At 68.7% G+C, this 24,842-nt stretch carries 18 protein-coding genes and 1 tRNA gene; 11 read left to right on the forward strand and 8 right to left on the reverse strand.

All coding sequences use genetic code 11. From position 1 onward, the window contains the following. Positions 1-87: 87 nt before the first annotated feature. Positions 88-2,814, reverse strand: coding sequence for a DNA polymerase I (gene polA / locus ACLZN2_RS12345; protein ID WP_416978455.1), 2,727 nt, complete (start codon positions 2,812-2,814; stop codon positions 88-90). 268 nt (positions 2,815-3,082) lie between these two features. Between polA and ACLZN2_RS12350 the strand changes: the two genes are divergently transcribed. From ACLZN2_RS12350 to ACLZN2_RS12385, 8 genes are all read left to right on the forward strand, one after another. Then, positions 3,083-5,389, forward strand: coding sequence for an FdhF/YdeP family oxidoreductase (locus ACLZN2_RS12350; RefSeq protein ID WP_416978456.1), 2,307 nt, complete (start codon positions 3,083-3,085; stop codon positions 5,387-5,389). Positions 5,390-5,437: 48 nt separating this feature from the next. Further along, on the forward strand, positions 5,438-5,896 hold the full coding sequence (locus ACLZN2_RS12355) for a hotdog fold thioesterase (protein WP_416978457.1): 459 nt from the start codon (positions 5,438-5,440) through the stop codon (positions 5,894-5,896). Between the two features lie 122 nt (positions 5,897-6,018). After that, positions 6,019-6,681: a Tat pathway signal sequence domain protein gene (locus tag ACLZN2_RS12360; protein WP_416978458.1), complete on the forward strand. Its 663-nt coding sequence runs from the start codon at positions 6,019-6,021 to the stop codon at positions 6,679-6,681. A 287-nt stretch (positions 6,682-6,968) separates the two neighbouring features. Further along, the gene (locus ACLZN2_RS12365; RefSeq protein ID WP_416978459.1) at positions 6,969-8,207 is read left to right on the forward strand and encodes a branched-chain amino acid ABC transporter substrate-binding protein; all 1,239 of its coding nucleotides are present in this window, start codon (positions 6,969-6,971) and stop codon (positions 8,205-8,207) included. Between the two features lie 136 nt (positions 8,208-8,343). After that, positions 8,344-9,270 (forward strand): branched-chain amino acid ABC transporter permease, encoded by a 927-nt coding sequence (locus ACLZN2_RS12370; RefSeq protein WP_416978460.1) that lies wholly within the window; start codon positions 8,344-8,346, stop codon positions 9,268-9,270. Between the two features lie 5 nt (positions 9,271-9,275). Then, positions 9,276-11,090 carry a branched-chain amino acid ABC transporter permease gene (locus tag ACLZN2_RS12375; RefSeq protein ID WP_416978814.1) on the forward strand — a complete coding sequence of 605 codons (1,815 nt, stop codon included), beginning with the start codon at positions 9,276-9,278 and terminating at the stop codon, positions 11,088-11,090. Between the two features lie 6 nt (positions 11,091-11,096). Continuing rightward, on the forward strand, positions 11,097-11,972 hold the full coding sequence (locus tag ACLZN2_RS12380) for an ABC transporter ATP-binding protein (RefSeq protein WP_416978461.1): 876 nt from the start codon (positions 11,097-11,099) through the stop codon (positions 11,970-11,972). Beyond that, on the forward strand, positions 11,969-12,685 hold the full coding sequence (locus ACLZN2_RS12385) for an ABC transporter ATP-binding protein (RefSeq protein WP_416978462.1): 717 nt from the start codon (positions 11,969-11,971) through the stop codon (positions 12,683-12,685). The genes ACLZN2_RS12380 and ACLZN2_RS12385 overlap by 4 nt, the downstream gene beginning before the upstream one ends. Positions 12,686-12,771: 86 nt before the next feature. Here the strand turns inward: ACLZN2_RS12385 and ACLZN2_RS12390 are convergent, their stop codons facing one another. After that, the gene (locus ACLZN2_RS12390; protein ID WP_416978463.1) at positions 12,772-13,428 is read right to left on the reverse strand and encodes an ANTAR domain-containing response regulator; all 657 of its coding nucleotides are present in this window, start codon (positions 13,426-13,428) and stop codon (positions 12,772-12,774) included. A 102-nt stretch (positions 13,429-13,530) separates the two neighbouring features. On the opposite strand from ACLZN2_RS12390, the gene ACLZN2_RS12395 reads away from it, so the two are divergent. Both ACLZN2_RS12395 and ACLZN2_RS12400 read left to right on the forward strand, forming a co-directional pair. Continuing rightward, a tRNA-Leu gene (locus ACLZN2_RS12395) sits at positions 13,531-13,603 on the forward strand. A 106-nt stretch (positions 13,604-13,709) separates the two neighbouring features. Continuing rightward, a complete protein-coding gene (locus ACLZN2_RS12400) occupies positions 13,710-14,489 on the forward strand; it encodes a helix-turn-helix domain-containing protein (RefSeq protein ID WP_416978464.1) in 780 nt (259 codons plus the stop codon). A 7-nt stretch (positions 14,490-14,496) separates the two neighbouring features. On the opposite strand, the gene pyk is transcribed toward ACLZN2_RS12400, so the two are convergent. Further along, positions 14,497-15,933, reverse strand: coding sequence for a pyruvate kinase (pyk, locus tag ACLZN2_RS12405; protein ID WP_416978465.1), 1,437 nt, complete (start codon positions 15,931-15,933; stop codon positions 14,497-14,499). 172 nt (positions 15,934-16,105) lie between these two features. Next, the gene (locus tag ACLZN2_RS12410; RefSeq protein WP_416978466.1) at positions 16,106-16,810 is read right to left on the reverse strand and encodes an SIMPL domain-containing protein; all 705 of its coding nucleotides are present in this window, start codon (positions 16,808-16,810) and stop codon (positions 16,106-16,108) included. 163 nt (positions 16,811-16,973) lie between these two features. On the opposite strand from ACLZN2_RS12410, the gene ACLZN2_RS12415 reads away from it, so the two are divergent. Further along, complete coding sequence (locus tag ACLZN2_RS12415; protein WP_416978467.1) at positions 16,974-18,788, forward strand: bifunctional metallophosphatase/5'-nucleotidase; 1,815 nt, start codon at positions 16,974-16,976, stop codon at positions 18,786-18,788. A gap of 27 nt (positions 18,789-18,815) precedes the next feature. Here ACLZN2_RS12415 and ACLZN2_RS12420 read toward each other — a convergent pair whose 3' ends face one another. From ACLZN2_RS12420 to ACLZN2_RS12435, 4 genes are all read right to left on the reverse strand, one after another. Then, on the reverse strand, positions 18,816-20,240 hold the full coding sequence (locus ACLZN2_RS12420) for a lysine N(6)-hydroxylase/L-ornithine N(5)-oxygenase family protein (protein WP_416978468.1): 1,425 nt from the start codon (positions 20,238-20,240) through the stop codon (positions 18,816-18,818). After that, complete coding sequence (locus tag ACLZN2_RS12425) at positions 20,237-21,628, reverse strand: pyridoxal phosphate-dependent decarboxylase family protein (RefSeq protein ID WP_416978469.1); 1,392 nt, start codon at positions 21,626-21,628, stop codon at positions 20,237-20,239. The genes ACLZN2_RS12420 and ACLZN2_RS12425 overlap by 4 nt, the downstream gene beginning before the upstream one ends. A gap of 144 nt (positions 21,629-21,772) precedes the next feature. Beyond that, positions 21,773-24,256 carry an aminopeptidase N gene (gene pepN, locus ACLZN2_RS12430; RefSeq protein ID WP_416978470.1) on the reverse strand — a complete coding sequence of 828 codons (2,484 nt, stop codon included), beginning with the start codon at positions 24,254-24,256 and terminating at the stop codon, positions 21,773-21,775. 163 nt (positions 24,257-24,419) lie between these two features. Then, entirely contained in the window at positions 24,420-24,794 is a 375-nt protein-coding gene (locus tag ACLZN2_RS12435; RefSeq protein ID WP_416978471.1) for a chorismate mutase, read from the reverse strand. Positions 24,795-24,842 lie beyond the last annotated feature (48 nt).

Genomic DNA, 24,842 nt, shown 5'->3' on the forward strand with positions numbered 1-24,842 from the left:
CGGGGCGACCCTCCGCCTTGCGATCGCACGCACCAGACGCCGCCGGGCCCGCCCTACGGGCGGACGACGCTACTTTCGAAACACGCCCTAGTGCGCCGCCGACTCCCAGTCCGTCCCCGCGCCCACCGAGACGTCCAGGGGGGCCCTGAGGTGGACGGCCTCGGTCATCTCGTGGCGGACCAGTTCCTCCACGGCCGCCCGCTCGCCGGGGGCGATCTCCAGGACGATTTCGTCGTGGACCTGGAGCAGCATGCGGGAGGTGAGGCCCGCCGTGCGCAGTGCGCCGTCCACCTTGAGCATGGCGATCTTGACGATGTCGGCCGCGGTGCCCTGGATCGGCGCGTTGAGGGCCATCCGCTCGGCTGCCTCCCGGCGCTGGCGGTTGTCGCTGTTGAGGTCGGGGAGGTAGCGGCGGCGGCCGAAGAGGGTCGCCGTGTAGCCGGTCGCCCGGGCCTCGTCGACGGCGCGGCGCAGATAGTCGCGGACGCCGCCGAAGCGCTCGAAGTAGGCGTCCATCAGGGCGCGGGCCTCGCCCGCCTCGATGTTCAGCTGCTGGGACAGGCCGAACGCGGACAGGCCGTAGGCCAGGCCGTACGACATGGCCTTGATCTTGCGGCGCATCTCCGCGTCCACCGCGGACGGTTCGACGCCGAACACCTGGGAGGCGGCCGTGGTGTGCAGGTCCTCGCCGGAGGTGAACGCCTGGATGAGGCCCTCGTCCTCGGAGAGGTGGGCCATCACGCGCAGTTCGATCTGGCTGTAGTCGGCGGTCATCAGGGACTCGAAGCCCTCGCCGACGACGAAGCCGCGGCGGATCGCGCGGCCCTCGTCGGTGCGGACCGGGATGTTCTGCAGGTTGGGGTCCGTGGACGACAGACGGCCGGTCGCGGCGACCGTCTGGTTGAACGTGGTGTGGATCCGACCGTCGGCGGCGATGGTCTTGATCAGGCCCTCGACGGTGACGCGGAGCTTCGCCTGCTCGCGGTGGCGGAGCATGATGACGGGCAGTTCGTTGTCCGTCTGGCCGGCGAGCCAGGCCAGGGCGTCGGCGTCGGTGGTGTAACCGGTCTTGGTCTTCTTGGTCTTGGGCAGGGCCAGTTCACCGAAGAGGACTTCCTGGAGCTGCTTGGGCGAGCCCAGGTTGAACTCGTGCCCCGCCGCCGCGTGCGCCTCCTTCACGGCCTGCTGGACGGCGCCGGCGAACATCTGCTCCATGGCCTCGAGATGGGCGCGGTCGGCGGCGATGCCGTGCCGCTCCATGCGGGCGAGGAGGGCGGAGGTGGGCAGTTCCATGTCCTGGAGCAGGTCCGCCGCGCCGACCTCCTCCAGCTTGTCGCGGAATGCCTCTCCGAGGTCGAGGATCGCGCGGGCCTGCACCATGAGGGCCTCGGCCTCGGCGCCGTCGTCCGCGCCGAAGGCGAGCTGCCCGTCGGCCGCGGCGGCCGGGGCGAGCTCGCGGCCCAGGTACTCCAGGGACAGCGCGTCCAGGTCGAAGGAGCGGCGGCCCGGCTTGACCAGGTAGGCGGCGAGGGCGGTGTCCATACGGACGCCGGCGACGGACCAGCCGTGCTCGGCGAACACACGCATGGCGCCCTTGGCGTTGTGCAGGACCTTGGGGCGGTCCCCGTCGGCCAGCCAGGCCGCCCACGCCGTCTCGTCGGCCTCGTCCAGCTGGGACGGGTCGAACCAGGCGGCGGGGCCGTCGGCGTCGGCCAGCGCGATCTCGGCGACCGAGCCGGTGCCCAGCGCCCATGTGTCGACGGTGGCGACACCGAGGGGCCGCTCGGCGTGCCCGGCGAGCCAGCCGGCCAGCTCGCCCGTGCCCAGCACGGTGCCGTCCAGTTCGACGCCGGCGGTGACCACCGGGGTCGTCTCGGCCTCGGCGGCGCCCGGGTCGACGGCGAGGAGCCGCTCGCGCAGGGAGGGGTTCCTGATCTCCAGGGTGTCCAGGACCATCGCGACGGCCGTGCGGTCGTACGGCGCGCGCTCCAGGTCGGTGACCGTCTTCGGCAGTTCCACGGTGCGGACCATCTCGGTGAGGCGGCGGTTGAGCTTGACCGCCTCCAGGTGGTCGCGGAGGTTCTGCCCGGCCTTGCCCTTGACCTCCTCGACGCGCTCGACGAGGTCCGCGAACGAGCCGAACTGGTTGATCCACTTCGCGGCCGTCTTCTCGCCGACGCCCGGGATGCCCGGGAGGTTGTCGGACGGGTCGCCGCGCAGCGCCGCGAAGTCGGGGTACTGGGCGGGCGTCAGTCCGTACTTCTCGACGACCTTCTCCGGGGTGAACCGGGTCAGCTCCGAGACACCCTTCGTCGGGTACAGCACGGTGGTGTGCTCGGTGACGAGCTGGAAGGAGTCGCGGTCGCCGGTGACGATCAGCACCTCGAAGCCCTCGGCCTCGGCCTGGGTGGCGAGCGTGGCGATGACGTCGTCGGCCTCGAAGCCGTCGACCGCGAACCGCGAGACGTGCATCGCGTCGAGCAGCTCACCGATCAGCTCGACCTGGCCCTTGAACTCGTCCGGGGTCTTCGAGCGGTTCGCCTTGTACTCGGTGAACTCCTCCGAGCGCCAGGTCTTGCGGGAGACGTCGAAGGCGACCGCGAAGTGCGTGGGCGCCTCGTCACGCAGGGTGTTGGCCAGCATCGACGCGAAGCCGTAGATCGCGTTCGTCGGCTGGCCGGTCGCGGTGGTGAAGTTCTCCGCGGGCAGCGCGAAGAACGCGCGGTAGGCCAGCGAGTGCCCGTCCATGAGCATCAGGCGCGGGCGGCTGCCGCCGTCGGGGGTCTCGGTCTTCTTCGATGCTGTCTCTGCCACGCCCCCGATCCTGCCACGCCCCACTGACACTCGGCCCCGCCCACGGTCCGCCGGCACCTCCGAACCGTGGGCTCCCGGGCACGGCTTTCCCGGCGCGTTGCCCCTTCCGCAACCATTGCTCCATACGCAACCATTGATCTCGGTCCTCGCCCGACCGCCTCGACTGTCAGTACCCCGTGCGAGGATTCGGAGGCGTGTCACACAGCGCAGTGCGCACCGTGCACGGCCGAACACACCGCGCACACAGCAGGACGAAGGAGAGCGTGCGATGGCAACGAAGCCGCCCAAGGCCGATCCGGTCCAGGACGCGCCAGAGGTCGCCGAGCCGAAGCACTCGGCGGCGGGCCTGTCGGCCGTCGGACACTCCCTGCGGATCGCCCAGCAGCAGATGGGCGTCAAACGCACCGCGCTGACACTGCTGCGGGTCAACCAGAAGAACGGCTTCGACTGCCCCGGCTGCGCCTGGCCCGAGCCGGAACACCGGCACACCGCGGAGTTCTGCGAGAACGGCGCGAAGGCGGTCGCGGAAGAGGCGACCCTGCGCCGCGTCACCCCGGAGTTCTTCGCCGCCCACCCCGTCACCGACCTCGCCACCCGCAGCGGCTACTGGCTCGGCCAGCAGGGGCGGCTCACCCACCCCATGTACCTCCCCGAGGGCGGCACGCACTACGAGCCGGTCACCTGGGAGCGCGCCTTCGACATCATCGCCGAGGAGACCGCCGCGCTCGCCTCCCCCGACGAGGCCGTCTTCTACACCTCGGGCCGCACCAGCAACGAGGCCGCGTTCCTCTACCAGCTCTTCGCCCGCGAACTCGGTACGAACAACCTGCCGGACTGCTCCAACATGTGCCACGAGTCCTCCGGCTCGGCCCTGTCGGAGACCATCGGCATCGGCAAGGGCAGCGTCCTGCTGGAGGACCTCCACAAGGCCGACCTGATCATCGTCGCCGGCCAGAACCCGGGCACGAACCACCCCCGGATGCTCTCCGCCCTGGAGAAGGCCAAGGCCGGCGGCGCCCGGATCATCAGCGTCAACCCGCTGCCCGAGGCGGGCCTGGAGCGGTTCAAGAACCCGCAGACCCCGCAGGGCATGCTCAAGGGCGCCGCCCTCACCGACCTGTTCCTGCAGATCCGCATCGGCGGCGACCAGGCACTCTTCCGCCTCCTCAACAAGCTCGTCCTCGAGACGGACGGCGCCGTCGACGAGACGTTCGTCGCCGAGCACACCCACGGCTTCGAGGAGTTCGCCGAGGCCGCCCGCGCCGCCGACTGGGACGAGACACTCACCGCGACCGGCCTCACGCGCGCGCAGATCGAACAGACCCTGCGCATGGTGCTCGCCTCCCAGCGCACCATCGTCTGCTGGGCCATGGGCCTCACCCAGCACAAGCACTCCGTGCCGACCATCCGCGAGGTGGTCAACTTCCTCCTCCTGCGCGGCAACATCGGCCGCCCCGGCGCGGGCGTGTGCCCGGTGCGCGGCCACTCCAACGTGCAGGGCGACCGCACCATGGGCATCTTCGAGCGGCCGGCCCCAGCCTTCCTGGACGCCCTGGAGAAGGAGTTCGGCTTCGCACCCCCGCGCGAGCACGGCTTCGACGTGGTGCGCGCCATCCGCGCCCTGCGCGACGGCGAGGCGAAGCTGTTCTTCGCCATGGGCGGCAACTTCGTCGCCGCCTCCCCCGACACCGACGTCACCGAGGCCGCCATGCGGCGCGCCCGGCTGACCGTGCACGTGTCGACCAAGCTGAACCGCTCGCACGTCGTCACGGGCGCGCGTGCGCTGATCCTGCCGACGCTCGGCCGCACCGAACGCGATCTGCAAGTCGGCCCGAACGGGAAAAGCACAGAACAGTTCGTGACCGTCGAGGACTCCATGGGCATGGTGCACGCCTCCCGCGGCCGGCTGACCCCCGCGAGCGACCACCTGCTGTCCGAACCGGCCATCGTCAGCCGACTGGCCCGCCGGGTCCTCGGCGAGGACAGCAAGGTGCCGTGGGAGGACTTCGAGAAGGACTACGCGACCATCCGCGACCGGATCGCCCGCGTGATCCCCGGCTTCGAGAACTTCAACGCGCGCGTGACGGGTTCTGCTGGTCGCCCCGGAGGTTTCACACTCCCGCACGCCCCCCGCGACGAGCGCCGCTTCCCGACGGCCACCGGCAAGGCCAACTTCACCGCCGCGCCCGTCGAGTACCCGAAGCTGCCCGAAGGCCGGCTGCTGCTGCAGACGCTGCGCTCGCACGACCAGTACAACACCACGATCTACGGCCTCGACGACCGCTACCGGGGCATCAGCAACGGCCGGCGGGTCGTCCTGGTCAACGCCGAGGACGCGCGCGCGTTCGGGCTCGCGGACGGATCGTACGTGGACCTGGTCAGCGAGTGGCGCGACGGCGTCGAACGGCGGGCGCCCGGCTTCCGCGTCGTGCTGTACCCGACGACCCGGGGCTGCGCCGCCGCGTACTACCCGGAGACGAACGTGCTGGTCCCGCTGGACGCCACCGCGGACACGAGCAACACCCCGGCCAGCAAGTCCGTCGTGGTGCGTCTGGAACAATCCTCGACCGACTGAGCGTTTGCTCAGTGACTGGACCCGGATCGACGAACGGAGCCCGGCCCCATGGGCGAGCAGCAGCACATGAACATCCCGCAGGAGGTCATCGACGAGTACGCCGCGATCGGCGTCGACGTTCTGACCCCGGCCGGGCACCTGGGCACCCGTATGGGTGTGGAGCTCGTCGAGGCCTCCGCGGACCGGGTCGTCGGCACCATGCCGGTCGAGGGCAACACCCAGCCCTACGGACTGCTGCACGGCGGCGCCTCCGCGGTGCTGGCCGAGACCCTCGGCTCGGTCGGGTCGATGCTGCACGCCGGCCGCGGCAGGCTCGCTGTCGGTGTCGACCTGAACTGCACCCATCACCGGGGCATCCGCTCCGGCCTGGTCACCGGGGTGGCCACGCCCGTGCACCGGGGGCGGTCGACCGCGACGTACGAGATCGTGATCAGCGACGAGGAGGGGCGGCGGGTGTGCACCGCCCGGCTGACCTGCATGCTGCGGGACGCCCCCACGGCGGGCTGACGGCCCCAAGAGGACACGCGGCAAGGCCCGTTGCCGCCCGGCGCCCCGGCGTCCTAGCGTCGGGGCATGACAACGGGCGGGGCGCGCAGGGCGCGGGCGGCGGCAGGGCCGGAGCCGCGCACGTGAGCGGCATCGGCCCGGTCGAGCCGGGCGAGGGCACGCACGCGTGGGAGACGCTCCCAACGGGACCCGCCACCGGCGCCCCCACTCCCCCGGCCCACCCGCGCACCCCCCTCACCCGGTTCTCCCGGTTTTCCTGGCCCTCCCGCCTCTACGCCGCCCACCGCAGAACCACCCTCGCCGCCCTCACCGCCGCCGCCCTCCTCGCGGGCGCCGCCCTTCTCCACGCGACCCGTCCGGACGAACGTGAACAGGCCACCCCGAAACCACCGTTCCCCGCCCAGGTCGTCAGCGTCACCTATCTCGGGGAACGCACCGTTCCGCCCGGCACCCGTCCGCACACGCTCGCCTTCGAGGTACGGCTGAGCGTGGAATCCGGACCACCGGTCACCGTGACACACGTGTCACAGCCGTACGCCGGCATCTCCCTGACCTCGGCCCCCCGCGCCCCCTTCCGCACGAAGGCGGGGTCCGCCCGCACGATCGTGATCACCATGCATGTGACGGAATGCGGGAAAGTGCCGGAGAACGTCGCACTGCCTTTCATTGACGTAACTCTGCGTAATGTGCGTGCAATACAAGGCCAGAGTTTCATCCTGGGCCCCCGCTATGCGCAGGACCTCTCCCAGGCCCTGCAAGTTGCCTGCAACAACGAAACAACGTAATCACCAAAACGCCCGAGACACCTGAACCCACCGGGGTGCATCCTGCACGTTCTCACCATGCGGACAGGGCGAATCGGCCTGAAATTCGCTGTTCCACCCGCCAAGTACCGCTCTGCATTACCTCGTGTCATAACAAGAGCGTCACAGCATGGTTCAGACCCTCCTCCCCGTAACCTCCACCCCCATAGAGTCACGCCCAGTCACCGCGCGACCGGAATACCCCTCCGGCTCCGCGCAGTACTCGGCTTCTTCCAGGGGGGAGGGCCGCCCAGGGAAAGGACTGGAACGTGCGTCAACGTTCGCTCATCGCCATCACCGCTGCGCTGTCTGCGGGAGCACTCACCCTCACCGCCTGCGGTTCGCGCGACAGCGACGACAAGGGCTCCGACAGCAGCGGCACCACCATCACCATCGGTGTGTCCGCCCCGCTCTCCGGTGAGAACTCCACCACCGGCCTCGGCATCCAGTACGGCGCCCAGATCGCCGCCGACGACGCCAACAGCAAGAAGCTGGTGGACGGCGTCACGTTCAAGATCAAGGCCCTGGACGACAAGGCCCAGCCCGCCAACGGTCAGCAGAACGCCACCGCCCTGGTCGGCGACAAGACCGTCGTCGCGGCGGTCGGCCCGCTGAACTCCGGCGTCGCCCAGTCGATGCAGCAGGTCTTCGCCTCCGCCAACATGGCCCAGGTCTCCCCGTCGAACACCAACCCCGAGTTGACGATGGGCAAGAACTGGCAGACGGACCCCAAGCGGCCGTACAAGACGTACTTCCGCACCGCCACCACCGACGCCCTGCAGGGCGGCTTCGCGGCCGAATACGCGTACACCGACCTCAAGAAGAAGAAGGTCTTCGTCGTCGACGACAAGCAGACCTACGGCGCCGGCCTGGCGAAGCTCTTCAACGAGGCGTTCACGAAGCTCGGCGGCAAGGTCGTCGCCACCGACCACGTGAACACCGGCGACAAGGACTTCAGCTCGCTCGTCACCAAGATCAAGAACTCGGGCGCCGACCTCCTCTACTACGGTGGCCAGTACGACGAGTCCGCGCTGATCACCAAGCAGATGAAGGACGCCGGCGTCGAGATCCCGCTCTTCGGCGGTGACGGCATGTTCGCCACCACCTACATCGAGACCGCGGGCGAGGCCTCCGAGGGCGACCTCGCGACCGCCATCGGCGTCCCCGTCGACACCCTGCCCGCCGCCAAGTCCTTCGTCGAGACCTACAAGTCCAAGGGCTACAAGGGCGACTACGGCGCCTACGGCGCCTACTCCTACGACGCGACCATGGCGATCATCAACGCCGTGAAGGCCGCCGTCGACGCCAACGACGGCAAGGTCCCCGACGACATGAACGCCCTGCGCTCCACGGTCGTCGACGGGGTCCAGAAGAGCGACTTCGAAGGCATCAGCGGCAAGGTCTCGTTCGACGAGTTCGGCGACACCACCAACAAGCAGCTCACCGTCTACCAGGTCGAAAAGGGTGCCTGGAAGGCCGTGAAGACCGGCACCTACGACGCCGGCTGACGGTCCAACCCCCAGTAGCACCAACGACGGGCCGCGCGGAAGGAGGACCCCGACCGCGCGGCCCGCTCCATGTACCCCCACCTCTCACACGCACCGCACGGGTGCGTGCACGACCAGCGACTATGGAGGCCATGCGGTGAACACCCTGCCGCAGCAGCTGGCCAACGGGCTGCTTCTTGGCTCGATGTACGGGCTGATCGCCATCGGCTACACGATGGTGTACGGCATCGTCCAGCTCATCAACTTCGCGCACGGCGAGATCTTCATGACCGGAGGCTTCGGCGCACTCTCCGTCTACCTCGTCCTCCCCTCCGACGTATCCATGGTGGTCGCCGTACCACTGATGCTGATCGGCGGCGGAATCGTCGCCGTCCTCATCGCCGTCGGAGCGGAACGATTCGCCTACCGACCACTGCGCGGAGCACCGCGACTGGCACCACTCATCACCGCCATCGGCCTCTCCCTGGCACTCCAGGAAGTCGTCCGCAACTTCTACCCCGAAGCCGACCGCGCCCGCGCCTTCCCCGGCCTCGACAGCAGCCACGAAATCGGCTCCGTCACCATCAAGGACGCCGACATCTTCCTGATCGTCGCCGCCGCCGTCTGCATGGCCTCCCTCGCACTCTTCGTCCGCCGCAGCCGCACCGGCCGCGCCATGCAGGCCACCGCGCAGGACCCCGACACCGCGCAGCTCATGGGCATCGACACCAACCGCATCATCGTCATCGCCTTCGCCATCGGCGGCTTCTTCGCCGCAGTCGCCTCCGTCGCGTACGGCATGAAATACGGCAACGTCAAGTACGACATGGGCTTCCTCATGGGCCTCAAGGCGTTCACCGCCGCCGTCCTCGGCGGCATCGGCAACATCTACGGCGCCATGCTCGGCGGCCTCGTCCTCGGCGTCGCCGAAACCCTCGCCTCCGCCTACATCGACGGAGTCCCGGGCATGCAGCAGCTCGGCGGCCAGAGCTGGGCGAACGTCTGGGCCTTCTGCCTCCTTATCCTCGTACTGCTGTTCAGACCACAAGGTCTGCTCGGTGAACGCGTCGCGGACAGGGCGTGAGCAAGATGACAGACACCACCAAGACCCCCTCCGCGAACAGCGTCTCAACCTCCGCGCCCGCCACACGCGGCCTCATCCCGCTCCCCTCCGGCGCGGCCCGCGCACTCGCCCTCACCGGCGGCATCGCCACAGCAGCCTCCGCCTTCCTCGCCTGGACCTGGACCTCCGCCTTCCCCGGCGACCTCACCGTCTACGGCTACCCCGGCGGCCTGCAGTGGCTCACCTTCACCGCAGGCCTCCTCACCGCCCTCTTCACACTGTCCCTCTACGGCGTCAAGGGCCTCGGCTGGCTCGTCCCCGCCCGCAACAACGCCCCCGTCGTACTCACCGCACTCGGCGGCTTCGGCGTCACCTGGTTCACCGTGACAGCCATCACCACGGACCTCGGCGGCCTCGTCAACCTCGAGCCCGGCGCCTTCTTCGCCGCCATCGCCTCACTCCTGCCGGTCATCGGCGCCCTCGCCCTGCCCGAACCCGGCGCCGGCGAGAAAACCGCAAAAGAAACCCTGCGCATCTACATCGCCAAGCCCGACAAGATCCCCGCCCCACAGGCCACCGCCGGCTGGGTGCAGCGACTCGTCATCACCGCCGTCGCCATCCTCGGACTCGCCACCTTCACCTACGGCATCGACACCGAGTACGGCGAACTCTTCATCGGCTACCTCATCGTCGTCGTCTTCTCCGTCTGGGCGATGCACACCGCCGGCCTCCTCGACCGGTTCTCACACCTCGTCGCCGGCAACCGCAGCTTCACCCTCGCGATGGGCTTCGCCGCCGCCATCGCCTTCCCCTTCACACAGACCGACGACCACTACGCCAACATCGGCGTCAACATCCTCATCTTCGGGACCGTGGCCCTCGGACTCAACATCGTCGTCGGCCTCGCAGGCCTCCTCGACCTCGGATACGTCGCCTTCCTCGGCGTCGGCGCCTACACCGCGGCCCTCGTCTCCGGCTCCGAATTCTCCACGTTCTCCGGCGTCCAGTTCCCCTTCTGGGCAGCCGCACTCTCCGGCGCCGCCGCATCCCTCGTCTTCGGCGTCCTCATCGGCGCCCCCACCCTGCGACTGCGCGGCGACTACCTGGCCATCGTGACCCTCGGCTTCGGAGAGATCTTCCGCATCGCCGTCAACAACATGGACGGCGACTCCGGCCCCGACATCACCAACGGCCCCAACGGCATCCCCTCCATCCCCGACCTCGACTTCTTCGGATTCAACTTCGGGGAATCACACGACATCGCCGGATTCACCCTCGGCCGGTTCGCCAACTACTACCTCCTCATGGTCCTGGTCATGGCGATCGTCGTCCTCGTCTACACACGCGCCGCCGACTCCCGCATCGGCCGCTCCTGGATCGCCATCCGCGAAGACGAGACCGCCGCCACCGCCATGGGCATCAACGGCTTCCGCGTCAAGCTCATCGCCTTCGCACTCGGCGCCTCCCTCGCCGGCCTCGCCGGCACCGTCAGCGCCCACGTCACCTACAGCGTCGTCCCGAACCCCTACCAGTTCGCGGGCTCCACGCCGCCCAACTCGGCCTTCCTCCTCGCCGCAGTCGTCCTCGGCGGCATGGGCACCGTGGCCGGACCCCTCCTCGGCGCCGCACTCCTCTACCTCCTCCCCGAGAAGCTCGTCTTCCTCCAGGAAAAGTCACTGCTGGCCTTCGGCCTCGCACTCATCCTCCTGATGCGCTTCCGACCCGAGGGCATCGTCGCCAACCGCCGCCGCCAACTCGAATTCCACGAGACCGGCCAACTCGACGTACCCGACACCGAAACACTCGCCGACGAACCGGCAGCCACCAAGGCTGGGGCGTGACCTGAGATGACCACACCTGTACTCGAAGCCCGCGACGTCACCATGCGCTTCGGCGGCCTCACCGCCGTCCGCTCCGTCGACTTCACCGTCAACAGCGGCGAAATCGTCGGCCTCATCGGCCCCAACGGCGCCGGCAAGACGACGTTCTTCAACTGCCTCACCGGCCTCTACGTCCCCACCGAAGGCACCGTCTCCTACAAGGGCAAGGTCCTACCGCCCAAGCCCCACCTGGTGACCAAGGCCGGCATCGCCCGCACCTTCCAGAACATCCGGCTCTTCGCCAACATGACCGTCCTGGAAAACGTCCTCGTCGGCCGCCACACCCGCACCAAGGAAGGCCTCTGGTCAGCCCTGCTGCGCGGCCCCGGCTTCAAGAAAGCCGAAAAGGCCTCCGAAGACCGGGCCATGGAACTCCTCGAGTTCATCGGCCTCGCCCACAAGCGCGACCACCTCGCCCGCAACCTGCCCTACGGCGAACAGCGCAAGCTCGAAATCGCCCGAGCGCTGGCAAGCGAACCCGGACTACTGCTCCTCGACGAGCCCACAGCCGGCATGAACCCGCAGGAGACCCGCGCCACCGAAGAACTCGTCTTCGCCATCCGCGACAAGGGCATCGCCGTCCTCCTCATCGAGCACGACATGCGCTTCGTCTTCAACCTCAGCGACCGCGTCGCCGTCCTCGTCCAGGGCGAAAAACTCGTCGAAGGAACCTCCGACGTCGTCCAGGCCGACGAACGCGTCATCGCCGCATACCTCGGTGAGCCCTTCGAAGGCGACCCCGGGACCGCCGAGGCAGCGGAGGTCGAGGCCGCCGAGGCCGCCGCCCACACGGCAGCCGTCGACGCGGACAGCACCACCAGCACCAAGGGAGAAGCCCAGTGACCGCACTGCTCGAGGTCGAAGACCTCAGGGTCGCCTACGGCAAGATCGAAGCCGTCAAGGGCATCTCGTTCAGCGTCGAAGCAGGACAGGTCGTCACCCTCATCGGCACCAACGGCGCCGGCAAGACCACCACCCTGCGCACGCTCTCCGGCCTGCTCAAGCCCTCCTCGGGCAAGATCATGTTCGACGGCAAGCCACTCAACGGCATCCCCGCCCACAAGATCGTCTCCCTCGGCCTCGCCCACTCCCCCGAAGGCCGACACATCTTCCCCCGCCTGACGATCTTCGAAAACCTCCAGCTCGGCGCCTTCCTCCGCAAGGACAAAGAAGGCATCGAAAAGGACATCCAGCGCGCCTACGACCTCTTCCCCATCCTCGGGGAACGCCGCAACCAGGCCGCGGGCACCCTCTCCGGCGGCGAACAGCAGATGCTCGCCATGGGCCGCGCGCTCATGTCCCAGCCCAAGCTGCTCATGCTGGACGAACCCTCCATGGGCCTCTCCCCCATCATGATGCAGAAGATCATGGCCACCATCGTCGAGCTGAAGTCCCAGGGCATGACCATCCTGCTCATCGAGCAGAACGCCCAGGCAGCCCTCTCGCTCGCCGACCACGGCCACGTCATGGAGGTCGGCAACATCGTCCTCTCCGGCACCGGCCAGGACCTCCTCCACGACGAGTCGGTCCGCAAGGCCTACCTCGGCGAGGACTGAGGCACCACCGAGGTACAGCGGCTACGACGAGGCCCGCGCCCCTTCTCCGGGCGCGGGCCTCGTCGTATGTACAGGCGCTGCGGGGGTCAGCCCTTGTTGGCCTTCTTCTCCTCGGCGTCCAGGATGACGGCCTCGGCGACCTGCTGCATCGACATCCGCCGGTCCATCGACGTCTTCTGGATCCACCGGAACGCGGCGGGCTCGGTCAGCCCGTACTCCGTCTGCAGGATCGACTTCGCCCGGTCGACCAGCTTCCTGGTCTCCAGACGGAGCGTGAGGTCTGCGACCTCCTTCTCCAGCTCCTTCAGCTCGTTGAACCGCGACACCGCCATCTCGATCGCCGGGACGACATCGCTCTTGCTGAAGGGCTTCACGAGGTACGCCATGGCGCCGGCGTCGCGTGCCCGCTCGACGAGGTCGCGCTGCGAGAAGGCGGTCAGCATGAGGACCGGCGCGATGCGCTCCTCGGCGATCTTCTCGGCGGCGGAGATGCCGTCCATCTTCGGCATCTTCACGTCGAGGATGACGAGGTCGGGCCGGTGCTCGCGGGCCAGCTCGATCGCCTGCTCGCCGTCACCGGCCTCACCGACGACGCTGTAGCCCTCCTCCTCCAGCATCTCTTTGAGATCGAGCCGGATCAGGGCCTCGTCCTCGGCGATGACGACACGGGTCGTCAGCGGCGGCACGTGCGACTTGTCGTCATCGGGCACGTCTACGGGCTGGGGCGACTCGGGGGCGGTCACGGGGGCTCCTCGTTCAGGGCAGGGGTACTGCTGACAAGAGCGTACCTAGCTGCGGTAAGGTGGGGGCACGGCGGGTGACTGCTGACCTTCATTTTAGAGGAAGCCCCGGTAGCCCAGAGGCAGAGGCCCGGTTCTCAAACAACCGTCAGCGTGGGTTCGAATCCCACCCGGGGCACTTTTCCTTCAATTCTAAGGTTGATCTTAGAAAGCGGATGTTCCCGTTCTCGTGAACATCCGCTTTTTGCTGCGTGTCGCTACGACCTTCACCCCACAGTGACCGTATGGAACAGCACAGCCCTTCGATTCGCGCCCAGGCCGTCGCACTCATGCGGGCAGGCGTCCCCAATCGCATCGTCGCGGAACGCCTCAACATTCCTCGCGGGACCATGGGCTGGTGGCGCAACGAGGACCGCAGAATGCGTGGCGAGACCTATGAACACCCCACCGACTGCCCCCAGTGCACAGGGCGCGAATTCGATGAGGTGGCCTACTCGTACCTGCTGGGCCTCTATCTGGGGGACGGCCACATCGTCTCGAAGCCCAAGCAGCACCACCTCTCCATCTTCTGCAACGCAACGCAGACCGGCCTGATCGCCGCCGCCGAGGATGCCATGCGCAAGGTGATGCCGCTGCCGAGCGTCAAGCAGCGCTACAAGCCAGGCTGCATCGAGGTGAAGTCGTACACCAAACACTGGACCTGCATGTTCCCCCAGCACGGCCCCGGCAAGAAACACGAGCGCCCGATCGTACTGGAAGCCTGGCAGCAAGCGATCGTCGACGCGCACCCCTGGGAGTTCATCCGAGGCCTGATCCACTCCGACGGATGCCGCGTCACCAACTGGACGACCCGCATGGTCGCCGGTGAACGCAAGCGCTACGAATACCCCCGCTACTTCTTCACCAACGTCTCCGACGACATCAGGCGGCTCTTCACGGACACCCTCGACAAGTTGGGCGTCGAGTGGACGCACTGCACCCGGAACGGAAACCCGTACAACATCTCCGTCGCCCGCAAAGCCTCAGTCGCCCTCCTCGAAGCCCACGTAGGCCCCAAACACTGACAGGCCCCTACTCCGGGCTGTCGTCCTCCCCCACGCGGTGGACGCGGACCATGTTCGTCGAGCCCGACACCCCCGGCGGGGAGCCGGCCGTGATCACGATGACGTCGCCCTTCTGGCAGCGGCCGTACTTCAGCAGCAGCTCGTCCACCTGGTCGACCATCGCGTCGGTGGAGCCGACCGGGGGGACGAGGAAGGTTTCCGAGCCCCAGGTCAGGCTCAGCTGGGAGCGGGTCGACTGTTCGGGGGTGAAGGCCAGGAGGGGGATTGGGGAGCGGTAGCGGGAAAGGCGGCGAGCCGTGTCGCCGGTCTGGGTGAAGGCGACGAGGAGTTTGGCGTTGAGGAAGTCGCCGATCTCTGCTGCTGCTCGGGCGACGGCGCCGCCCTGGGTGCGGGGTTTGTTGCTTTCGGTGAGGGGTGGGAGGCCCTTGGCGAGGATGTCCTCCTCTGCCGCCTCGACGATCTTCGCCATGGTGCGGACGGTTTGGATCGCGTATTTGCCCACGCTTGTCTCGCCGGAGAGCATGACGGCGTCGGTGCCGTCGATGATCGCGTTCGCCACGTCCGAGGCTTCCGCGCGTGTCGGGCGGGAGTTCTCGATCATGGAGTCGAGCATCTGCGTCGCGACGATGACCGGCTTGGCGTTGCGCTTGGCCAGTTTGATCGCTCGCTTTTGGACGATCGGGACCTGTTCGAGGGGCATCTCGACGCCGAGGTCGCCTCTCGCGACCATGATTCCGTCGAAGGCCGCGACGATGTCGTCGATGGCCTCCACCGCCTGCGGTTTCTCCACCTTGGCGATGACGGGGAGGCGGCGGCCTTCCTCGTCCATGATCCGGTGGACGTCCAGGATGTCCCGGCCGCTGCGTACGAACGACAGGGCGATCACGTCGCAGCCTGTGCGGAGTGCCCAGCGCAGGTCTTCCTCGTCCTTCTTGGAGAGGGCGGGGACGGAGACGGCGACGCCGGGGAGGTTGAGGCCTTTGTGGTCGGAGATCACTCCGCCTTCGAGCACGCGGGTGTGGACCTCGTGGCCGACGACGTCGGTGACTTCGAGGCAGACTTTGCCGTCGTCGACGAGGATGCGTTCGCCCGGTGTGACGTCGTTCGCGAGGCCGGCGTAGGTGGTGCCGCAGCGTTTGCCGTCGCCTGCGACGCCGTCTTCGACGGTGATGGTGAAGGTGTCGTCGCGTTCGAGGAGTACGGGTCCTTCCTCGAAGTGGCCGAGGCGGATCTTCGGGCCTTGAAGGTCGGCGAGGATGCCGACGCTGCGGCCGGTGTCGTCGGAGGCCTTGCGGACGCGGTGGTAGCGCTCCTCGTGTTCGGCGTGGCTGCCGTGGCTGAGGTTGAGGCGGGCGACGTCCATTCCGGCGTCGACCAGGGCTTTGATCTGGTCGTACGAGTCGGTGGCGGGGCCCAGGGTACAAACGATTTTTGCTCGGCGCATGGGTCGAGCCTATGCCGTACCGGGCGGTAGCGAATTGGGGGGACGTGACCGGCCAACAACGTTTGAATGAAGGGGAGTTGACAACTGTTGAATTGTGCGGTGGTCCGCTCTTATGAGCACATCAATATTCCGTCCGCCTATCCTCCCGCCGGTTTTCCTCGAACGGGTGAATTCACAGGGTCGGCGGGACCATCGTGAATTGCGCGCTCACCTCGGCGCGGACTCGGATCCGCTCGGGTTCGAGGTCGAGGGGTTCGGGTGCGGACTCCATCTCGTCCGCTGCCGCCGACATGCGGCGCATTCGGCGGCCGAAGGCGGCCTGGGAGCGGCCGAGCGCTGATCCGGTTCCGGTGTCGGCGAGCTCGATGAGTGCGCCGACGGTCGTGCCCAGGGCTTCCGCGTATTCCTTTGCCCGTTGGACGGCGTCCTGGACGGCCTGTTGGCGGGCTCGGCGGTGGACGGGTGAGTCGGGGCGCAGGGTCCAGGTGGGGCCGTCGACGCGGGTGAGGTCGAGGTCGGCGAGGCGGGTGGTGAGTTCGCCGAGGGCGGTGAAGTCGGTCAGTTCGGCGGTGAGGTGGATGCGGCCGTGGTAGGCGCGGACGCGTTCGCCTCGGCCGCGTTGGCCGAGTTCCGGGGTGATGGACACCGCGCCCGTCGAGACGTCCTCCACCGCGTCGCCGTAGGACTTGATGAGTTCGACGACCGTGGTGTTGCGGCGGGTGAGGTCGTCGAGGGTGGTGCGGCGGTCGCGGCCTCGTGCGGTGACGGTGATGGTGATGCGGGCGAGGTCGGGGTCGGTTTCGAGTTCGGCTTCGCCGCGTACGGCGAGGAGGGGGGTGTCGGGGGTGCCGTACGGGGGGTTCTGTGGTGTGGTCATACGCCCCACGATGTCACGCCTTTCCCTTTTGCCGGGCGGGAGTTGACCGTTCTGGTCATCAGATCGCAACCTCCGGGGCCTGTTGCCGTCGGTCATGGACGGGTCAGAATCTACGCGCGTTTTGTCTACGCGCGTTGTTGACCATCCCCGAGGAGCTCGAGACATGCCGTTGAACCGCCGGAAGTTTCTGAAGAAGTCCGCCGTGACCGGGGCGGGAGTGGCGATCGCGGGGGCGGCTGCGGCTCCGGCGGCGCAGGCCGCGGAGGCCGGGAAGCCGGGGCAGCCCGTCAGGCAGCCGAAGCGGTACGCGCTGACCGTGCTGGGGACGACGGACCTGCATGGTCATGTCTTCAACTGGGACTACTTCAAGAACGCGGAGTACACGGACAAGGCCGGTAACGCTCAGGGGCTCGCGCGTATCTCGACGCTGGTGAACCAGATCCGTGCCGAGAGGGGGCGGGAGAACGTTCTGCTGCTGGACGCGGGCGACACGATCCAGGGCACGCCGCTGACGTACTACTACGCGAAGGTGGACCCGATCACCGCGAAGGGTGGTCCGGTGCATCCGATGGCGCAGGCGATGAACGCGATCGGGTACGACGCGGCGGCGCTGGGCAACCACGAGTTCAACTACGGCATCGAGACGCTGCGGAAGTTCGAGTCGCAGTTGCGGTTCCCGCTGTTGGGCGCCAACGCGGTGGACGCGAAGACGTTGCGGCCGGCGTTCCCGCCGTATGTCATGAAGACGGTCTGCGTGAAGGGGGCGGCGCCGGTCAGGGTGGCGATCCTGGGTCTCACCAACCCTGGTATCGCGATCTGGGACAAGGCGTATGTCCAGGGGAAGCTGGCGTTTCCGGGTCTTGAGGAGCAGGCCGCGAAGTGGGTGCCGAAGCTGAAGGCGATGGGTGCGGACGTGGTCGTGGTCTCGGCGCACTCGGGTTCGTCGGGTACGTCGTCGTACGGTGATCAGTTGCCGTATGTCGAGAACTCGGCGGCGCTGGTGGCGCAGCAGGTGCCGGACATCGACGCGATTCTGGTCGGGCATGCGCATGTGGAGATTCCCGAGTTGAAGGTGACGAACGAGAAGTCCGGGAAGACGGTCGTGTTGTCGGAGCCGTTGGCGTACGCGGAGCGGTTGTCCGTGTTCGACATCGCACTTGTGTTCGAAAAGGGGCGGTGGACCGTCGAGTCGGTCGCGTCGAAGGTGCTGAACTCCAACACCGTGGCCGACGACCCGAAGATCACCAAGTTGCTCAGTGACGAGCACGCGAAGGTCGTGGAGTACGTCAACCAGGTGGTCGGTTCGGCGACGGAGACGCTGACGACGGTCGAGGCGCGGTACAAGGACGCTCCGATCATCGACCTGATCACCAAGGTGCAGGAGGATGTCGTCAAGGCGGCGCTGGTGGGGACGTCGTACGCGTCGCTGCCGGTGATCTCGCAGGCGTCGCCGTTCTCGCGTACGTCGGAGATCCCGGCGGGCAATGTGACGATCCGGGATCTGTCGAGCCTGTACGTGTACGACAACACGCTGGTGGCGAAGTTGATGACGGGTGCGCAGATCAAGGCGTACCTGGAGTATTCGGCGGAGTATTTCGTGCAGACGGCGGCGGGCACGGTCGTGGACGTGGACAAGCTGACGAACGCGAACAACCGGCCGGACTACAACTACGACTATGTGTCGGGGCTGGTGTACGACATCGACGTCGCGCAGGCGGCGGGTTCGCGGATCAGGAACCTGACGTACAACGGGGCGGCGCTGGATGACGCGCAGCAGTTCGTGTTCGCGGTGAACAACTACCGGGCGAACGGTGGTGGCGCGTTCCCGCATGTGGCCTCCGCGACCGAGGTGTGGGCGGAGTCGACGGAGATCCGGACGCGGATCGCGGAGTGGGTGACCGCGAAGGGTGTGCTGGATCCGAAGGACTTCGCTTCGGTGGACTGGAAGCTGACGCGGGACGGTACGCCGGTGTTCTGAGGAATGCTCTGAGGTGGTGTGGCGGCCTCAGATTCCGTCGCGCAGGGGGGTCAGTGTGTGGGGCCGGCGTGCGGACGGGATCTGGGGCTGTCGTTGTTTTTGGAGGCCGAAGGTGGTGAAGGCGGTGCGGGTGGGCTGGGGGTAGTTGTCCTTGCCGGTGAGGGTGTTGAGGATGGTGGCGCTGCGCCAGGCGGCGAGGCCGAGGTCGGGGGCGCCGATGCCGTGGGTGTGGCGTTCGGCGTTCTGTACGTAGATGTGGCAGTCGGTGGCGGTGATGGCGGGGTCGAGGGCGAGGCGGAACTGTTCGTCGATGCGGGGGCGTTCGCTGTTGTCGCGGCGCAGGTAGGGGTCGAGGCCGGCGAGGAGGTGGTCGAGGGGGCGTTCGCGGTGGCCGGTGGCGAGGACGACGGCGTCGGTGGTGAGGCGGGTGCGGGTGTTCTGCTGGGTGTGTTCGAGGTGGAGTTCGATGCGGGTGGTGGAGATGCGGCCGGCGGTGCGGACGTGGACGCCGGGGGTGAGGACGGTGTCGGGCCAGCCGCCGTCGAGGGTGCGGTGGTAGAGCTCGTCGTGGATGGCGGCGAGGGTGGCGGCGTCGATGCCTTTGTGGAGTTGCCATTGGGTGGTGAGGAGGCGGTCGCGGACGGGTTCGGCGAGGGCGTGGAAGTAGCGGGTGTAGTCGGGTGTGAAGTGTTCGAGGCCGAGTTTGGAGTACTCCATGGGGGCGAAGGCTTCGGTGCGGCCGATCCAGTGGAGTTGTTCGCGGCCTGGGGGGCGGTGGCGGAGGAGGTCGAGGAAGATTTCGGCGCCGGACTGTCCTGATCCGACGACGGTGATGTGGCCGGCGGTGCGGAGGGTGTCGCGGTGGGTGAGGTAGTCGGTGGAGTGGAGGACGGGGACGCGGGGGTCGTCGACGAGGGGGCGCAGGGGGGCGGGGATGTGGGGTTCGGTGCCGATGCCGAGGACGATGTTCCTGGTGTGGGTGCGGCCGAGGGCTTCGGCTTCTCCGTTGGTGTCGAGTTGGGTGTAGTCGACTTCGAAGGTGTCGCGTTCGGGGTTCCAGCGGACGGCGTCGACGTGGTGGCGGAAGTGGAGTCCGGGGAGGTGGTCGGCGACCCAGCGGCAGTAGGTGTCGTATTCGGCGCGCTGGATGTGGAAGCGCTCGGTGAAGTAGAAGGGGTAGAGGCGGTGGTGGGTTTTGAGGTAGTTGAGGAAGCTCCAGGGGCTGGTGGGGTCGGCGAGGGTGACGAGGTCGGCGAGGAAGGGGACTTGGATGCGGGAGCCGTCGATGAGGAGGCCGGGGTGCCAGTCGAAGCGGGGGCGTTGTTCGTAGAAGGCGGTGTCGAGTTCGGTGAGGGGGTGGGCGAGGGCGGCGAGGGAGAGGTTGCTGGGGCCGATGCCGATGCCGACGAGGTCGCGGGGGGTGTCGGTGTCGGGGGGTGGGGGTGTGTTCATGTGGGGGTGTTTCCTTCGAGCAGGTGCAGGAGGGGGGTCAGGTCGTGGGGGCGGGTGTGGGGGTTGAGGAGGGTGGTTTTGAGCCAGAGGCGGCCGTCGATGCGGGCGCGGCCGAGGACGGCGTGGCCGTCGGTGAGGAGGCGGCGGCGTATGTCGGCGACGGTGGTGTCGGGAGCGCCGGTGGGGCGGAAGAGGACGGTGCTGATGGTGGGTGGTGCGTGGAGTTCGAGGTGGGGGTGGTCGTGGACGAGGTGGGCGAACTGGCGGGCGTGTTCGCAGACTTGGTCGACGAGGGTGCCGAGGCGGTGGCGGCCGAGGGTCTTGAGGGTGACGGCGATCTTGAGGACGTCGGGTCGGCGGGTGGTGCGCAGGGAGCGGCCGAGGAGGTCGGGGAGGCCGGCTTCGGTGTCGTCGTCGGCGTTGAGGTAGTCGGCGCTTTGGTCGAGTGCGGTGAGGTCGGTGGGGTCGCGGACGGCGAGGAGTCCGGCGGCGATGGGTTGCCAGCCGAGTTTGTGCAGGTCGAGGGTGAGGGTGTGGGCGGTGTCGAGGCCTGCGAGTTTGGGGCGGTGGTGGTCGCTGAAGAGGAGTCCGCCTCCGTAGGCGGCGTCGATGTGGAGGCGGGCTCCGTGGGTGTGGGAGAGGGTGGCGATGTCGGGGAGGGGGTCGATGAGTCCGGCGTCGGTGGTGCCTGCGGTGGCGGCTACCAGGTGGGGGCCGGGGACGGTGGTGAGGGCGGCGTGGAGGGCGGCGGGGTCGAGGGTGCCGGCGGGGGCGGGGATGACGACGGGTTCGGGCAGGCCGAGGAGCCAGGCGGCGCGGGTGAGGGAGTGGTGGGCGTTTTCCGCGCACAGGAGGCGGACGGTGGGGCCGAGGGTTTCGCGGGCGAGGAGGAGGGCGAGTTGGTTGGACTCGGTGCCGCCGGTGGTGACGAGGGCGTCGGTGAGGCCGGCGAGCCGGGCGAGGGCTTGGGTGACGAGGGTTTCGAGTGCGGAGGCGGCGGGGGCCTGGTCCCAGGAGTCGAGGGACGGGTTGAGGGCGGAGGCGGCGAGGTCTGCGGCGGTGGCGACGGCGAGGGGCGGGCAGTGCAGGTGGGCGGCGCACAAAGGGTGTGCGGGGTCGGCGGAGCCTTCGGCGAGGGCGTGGACGAGGGTGGGCAGGGCTTGGGGGTCGCCGTGTTCGGGGAGTACGTCGCCGACGGCGGCTCTCAGGCGGGCGGCGACGGTGGCGGGGCCGCCGGCGGGGAGGGGGCCGCCGCGTGCGGTGCGGCCGGTGTCGAGGGCGTCGAGGACGGTGGTGAGCAGGGGCCTCAGTGCGTCGGGGCCTTCTGGGCCTGAGGCGAGTGGTGGCCGGAGAGGATCGGGGCCTGAGGCGAGTGGCGGGGTGCTCATGGGGTTCCTCCGGGCGGGCGCGTGGCGGGGGGGTTCCACCTTGTACGCCGTTGTGGGGACACGCCCGAGGACAGCGACGATCGGTACCCGAAAGGGGGTACCGATCGTCGCGGTCGTCGCGGTCCGGCCCGGGCCGGACGGGTCCTAGGAGGTGCGTACCTTCAACGCTCGCCGGAGGTCGTCGAGTTGGTCGGTGAGTTTGCGGCGCAGGGCGGGGATGGGGTCGGCGTCGCGCAGGCAGGTCTCCCCGAGGGTGAGGGCTTCGGGGTCGATGGCGTGGACGGGGAAGGCCCAGTGGCCGGCGGCGTCGGCGATGGCGGGGCCGCGGCGGGCGGCGACGGCGACGGCGTCCTCGTAGTAGCGGGGGACGTACTCCCGTACGAGGTCGGCTTGTTCGGGTTGCCAGAAGCCCTGGGCGGTGGCGGTGAAGAGGTAGTTGGAGAGGTCGTCGGAGGCGAACATGGCGGCCCAGGCGCGTGCTTTGGTGTCGGGGTCGGGGAGTGCGGCGCGGCAGCGGGCGGCGCCCTCGCGGCCGGTGGCGGAGGGGTCGCGTTCGAGTTCGGCGGCGATGGTGGTCTCGTCGGTGGCGCCGAGGACGGCGAGGCGGGCGAGGATGCGCCAGCGCAGGTCGGGGTCGAGTTCGGGGCCGCCGGGGACGGTGCCGTCGGCGAGCCAGGCGGCGATGGTGTCGGGGTGGGCGGCGACGTTGATGAAGTGGCGTACGGCGATCAGGCGCAGGCCGGGGTGGTCGCCGTCCTCGGTGCGGCGGATGAGGTCGCGGCACAGGGCGGAGAGGGTGGCGAGGGCGGCGGGGCGGTCGTCGGGGGCGGTGTAGCGGCCGGCGATGTGGGTGGTGGCGAAGGCGAGGACGCCCTGGACGAGGGCGAGGTCGGTTTCGTGGGGGAGGTGGGTGCGGGCGGCGTCGAGGTAGGCGGTGGGGGCGAGTTCGCTGTCGCGGACGGTGTCGCGCAGGGCGTTCCAGACGACGGCGCGGGTGACCGGGTCGGGCAGTCCGCTCAGGTTGGTGGTGACGCCCTGGAAGGAGTGGGCGTCGAAGCGGATCTTGGCGTAGGTGAGGTCGCCGTCGTTGAGGAGGAGCAGGGTGGGGCGTTTGCCGAGGGGGACGGGTGTGCTCTGCGGGATGTCCAGTTCGAGGGGTGTGCGTCGGGTGAGGCGGCCCTGGTCGCCGGGGAGGTCCTGGTCGTAGCGGCCGACGGTGATGCGGTGGGGGCGGTTGCCGGTGTGTTCGACGGTGAGGAAGTGGTCGCCGTTGTCGCCGGTGACGACGGGGGTGAGGGTGTCGACGCCGGTGGTGCGCAGCCATGCGTCGGCCCAGGCGTGGACGTCGCGGTCGGTGCCGGCGGCGAGGGAGTCGATGAAGTCGGCGAGGGTGGCGTTGGCGAACCTGTGGCGGGCGAAGTGGGTGTTGATGCCGGTGAGGAAGTCCTTCTCGCCGAGCCAGGTGACGAGTTGGCGCAGGGCGGAGGCGCCCTTGGCGTAGGAGATGCCGTCGAAGTTGAGGAGGGCGGAGGCGGTGTCGGGGACGTCGTCGGGGGCGACGGGGTGGGTGGAGGGGCGCTGGTCGGCGTCGTAGCCCCAGGCTTTGCGGACGACGCCGAAGTCGGTCCAGGTGTCGGTGAAGCGAGTGGCTTCGGTGAGGGTCTGGTAGCCCATGTACTCGGCGAAGGACTCGTTGAGCCAGATGTCGTCCCACCAGCGCAGGGTGACGAGGTCGCCGAACCACATGTGGGCCATCTCGTGGGCGATGACCATGGCGCGGGTCTGGCGTTCGGTGTCGGTGACGGCGGAGCGGTAGACGAACTCGTCGCGGAAGGTGACGAGTCCGGGGTTCTCCATGGCGCCGGCGTTGAACTCGGGGACGAAGGCCTGGTCGTAGGAGTCGAAGGGGTAGGGCTCCTCGAACTTCTCGTGGTAGCGGTCGAAGCAGGCGCGGGTGATGTCGAGGAGTTCGTCGGCGTCGGCGTCGAGGTGGGGGGCGAGGGAGCGGCGGCAGTGGATGCCGAAGGGCAGGCCGCGGTGTTCGGTGCGTACGGAGTGCCAGGGGCCGGCGGCGACGGCGACGAGGTAGGTGGAGATCAGGGGGGTGGTGGCGGCCCGCCATTGTCCGTCGCCGAGGTGTTCGGTGATGCCGTTGGCGAGGACGGTCCAGCCTTCGGGGGCCCGGACGGTGAGGTCGAAGACGGCCTTGAGGTCGGGCTGGTCGAAGGCGGCGAAGACGCGTTGGACGTCGTCCATGAACAGCTGGGTGTAGAGGTAGGTCTCGCCGTCGCTGGGGTCGGTGAAGCGGTGCATGCCCTCGCCGGTGCGGGAGTAGCGCATGCGGGCGTCGACGCGTAGTTCGTGTTCTCCGGCGGTGAGGTTCTTCAGGGCGATCCGGTTGCCGTCGAGGCTGTCGGGGTCGATGGGCTGTCCGTCGAGCGTGAGGGAGTGCAGTTCGGCGGGCTTGACCTCGACGAAGGTGTCCCCATCGGTGCGGGCGGTGAACCTGATGGCGGTGTGGGAGCCGAAGGTCTCGTCGCCGGCCGTCAGGTCGAGCTCGATGGTGTAGTGGTGGATGTCGAGGAGCCGGGCTCGGCTCAGCGCTTCGTCGCGCGTCAGTACGGACATGAACGACATGCTGCCTGATGCCGCAGGCCGGGCACAGGGGCGGATCGTTTCACGCCCTATGTCCGTTCTCGCGCCGGAGGCGCCGGGCCTTTGGCTGGTGGGGGCGGGCCCGGCCGGATCTCGCCGGTGGGGTGGGGGTCGCCGGCGGGCGGGCCGGTGTCCGTCAGCGGGTCGTGGGGGTGGCGGTCGGGGTCGCGGTGGGGGGCGCGGTGTCCTCGGCGATGCGTTCGTGGTGGCGGATCACCTCGGCGATGATGAAGTTGAGGAACTTCTCGGCGAACGCGGGGTCGAGTTTGGCGCTCTCGGCGAGGGTGCGCAGCCGTTCGATCTGGCGGGCCTCGCGGGTCGGGTCGGCGGGGGGCAGCTGGTGGCGGGCCTTGAGGTGGCCGACCTGCTGGGTGGCCTTGAAGCGTTCGGCGAGCATGTGGACGACGGCCGCGTCGATGTTGTCGATGCTGTCGCGCAGCCGGTCGAGCTCGGCGCGGACGGCCGGGTCGACGTCTGCGGTGCCGGTTCCGGGGGTGTTGCGGGTGGTCATGGGCGATCACCCTAGTGCGGGCGTCCTCGTACAGTGGAATCAGGTGCA

Source organism: Streptomyces sp. T028, from assembly GCF_048159505.1.
GTDB lineage: Bacteria > Actinomycetota > Actinomycetes > Streptomycetales > Streptomycetaceae > Streptomyces.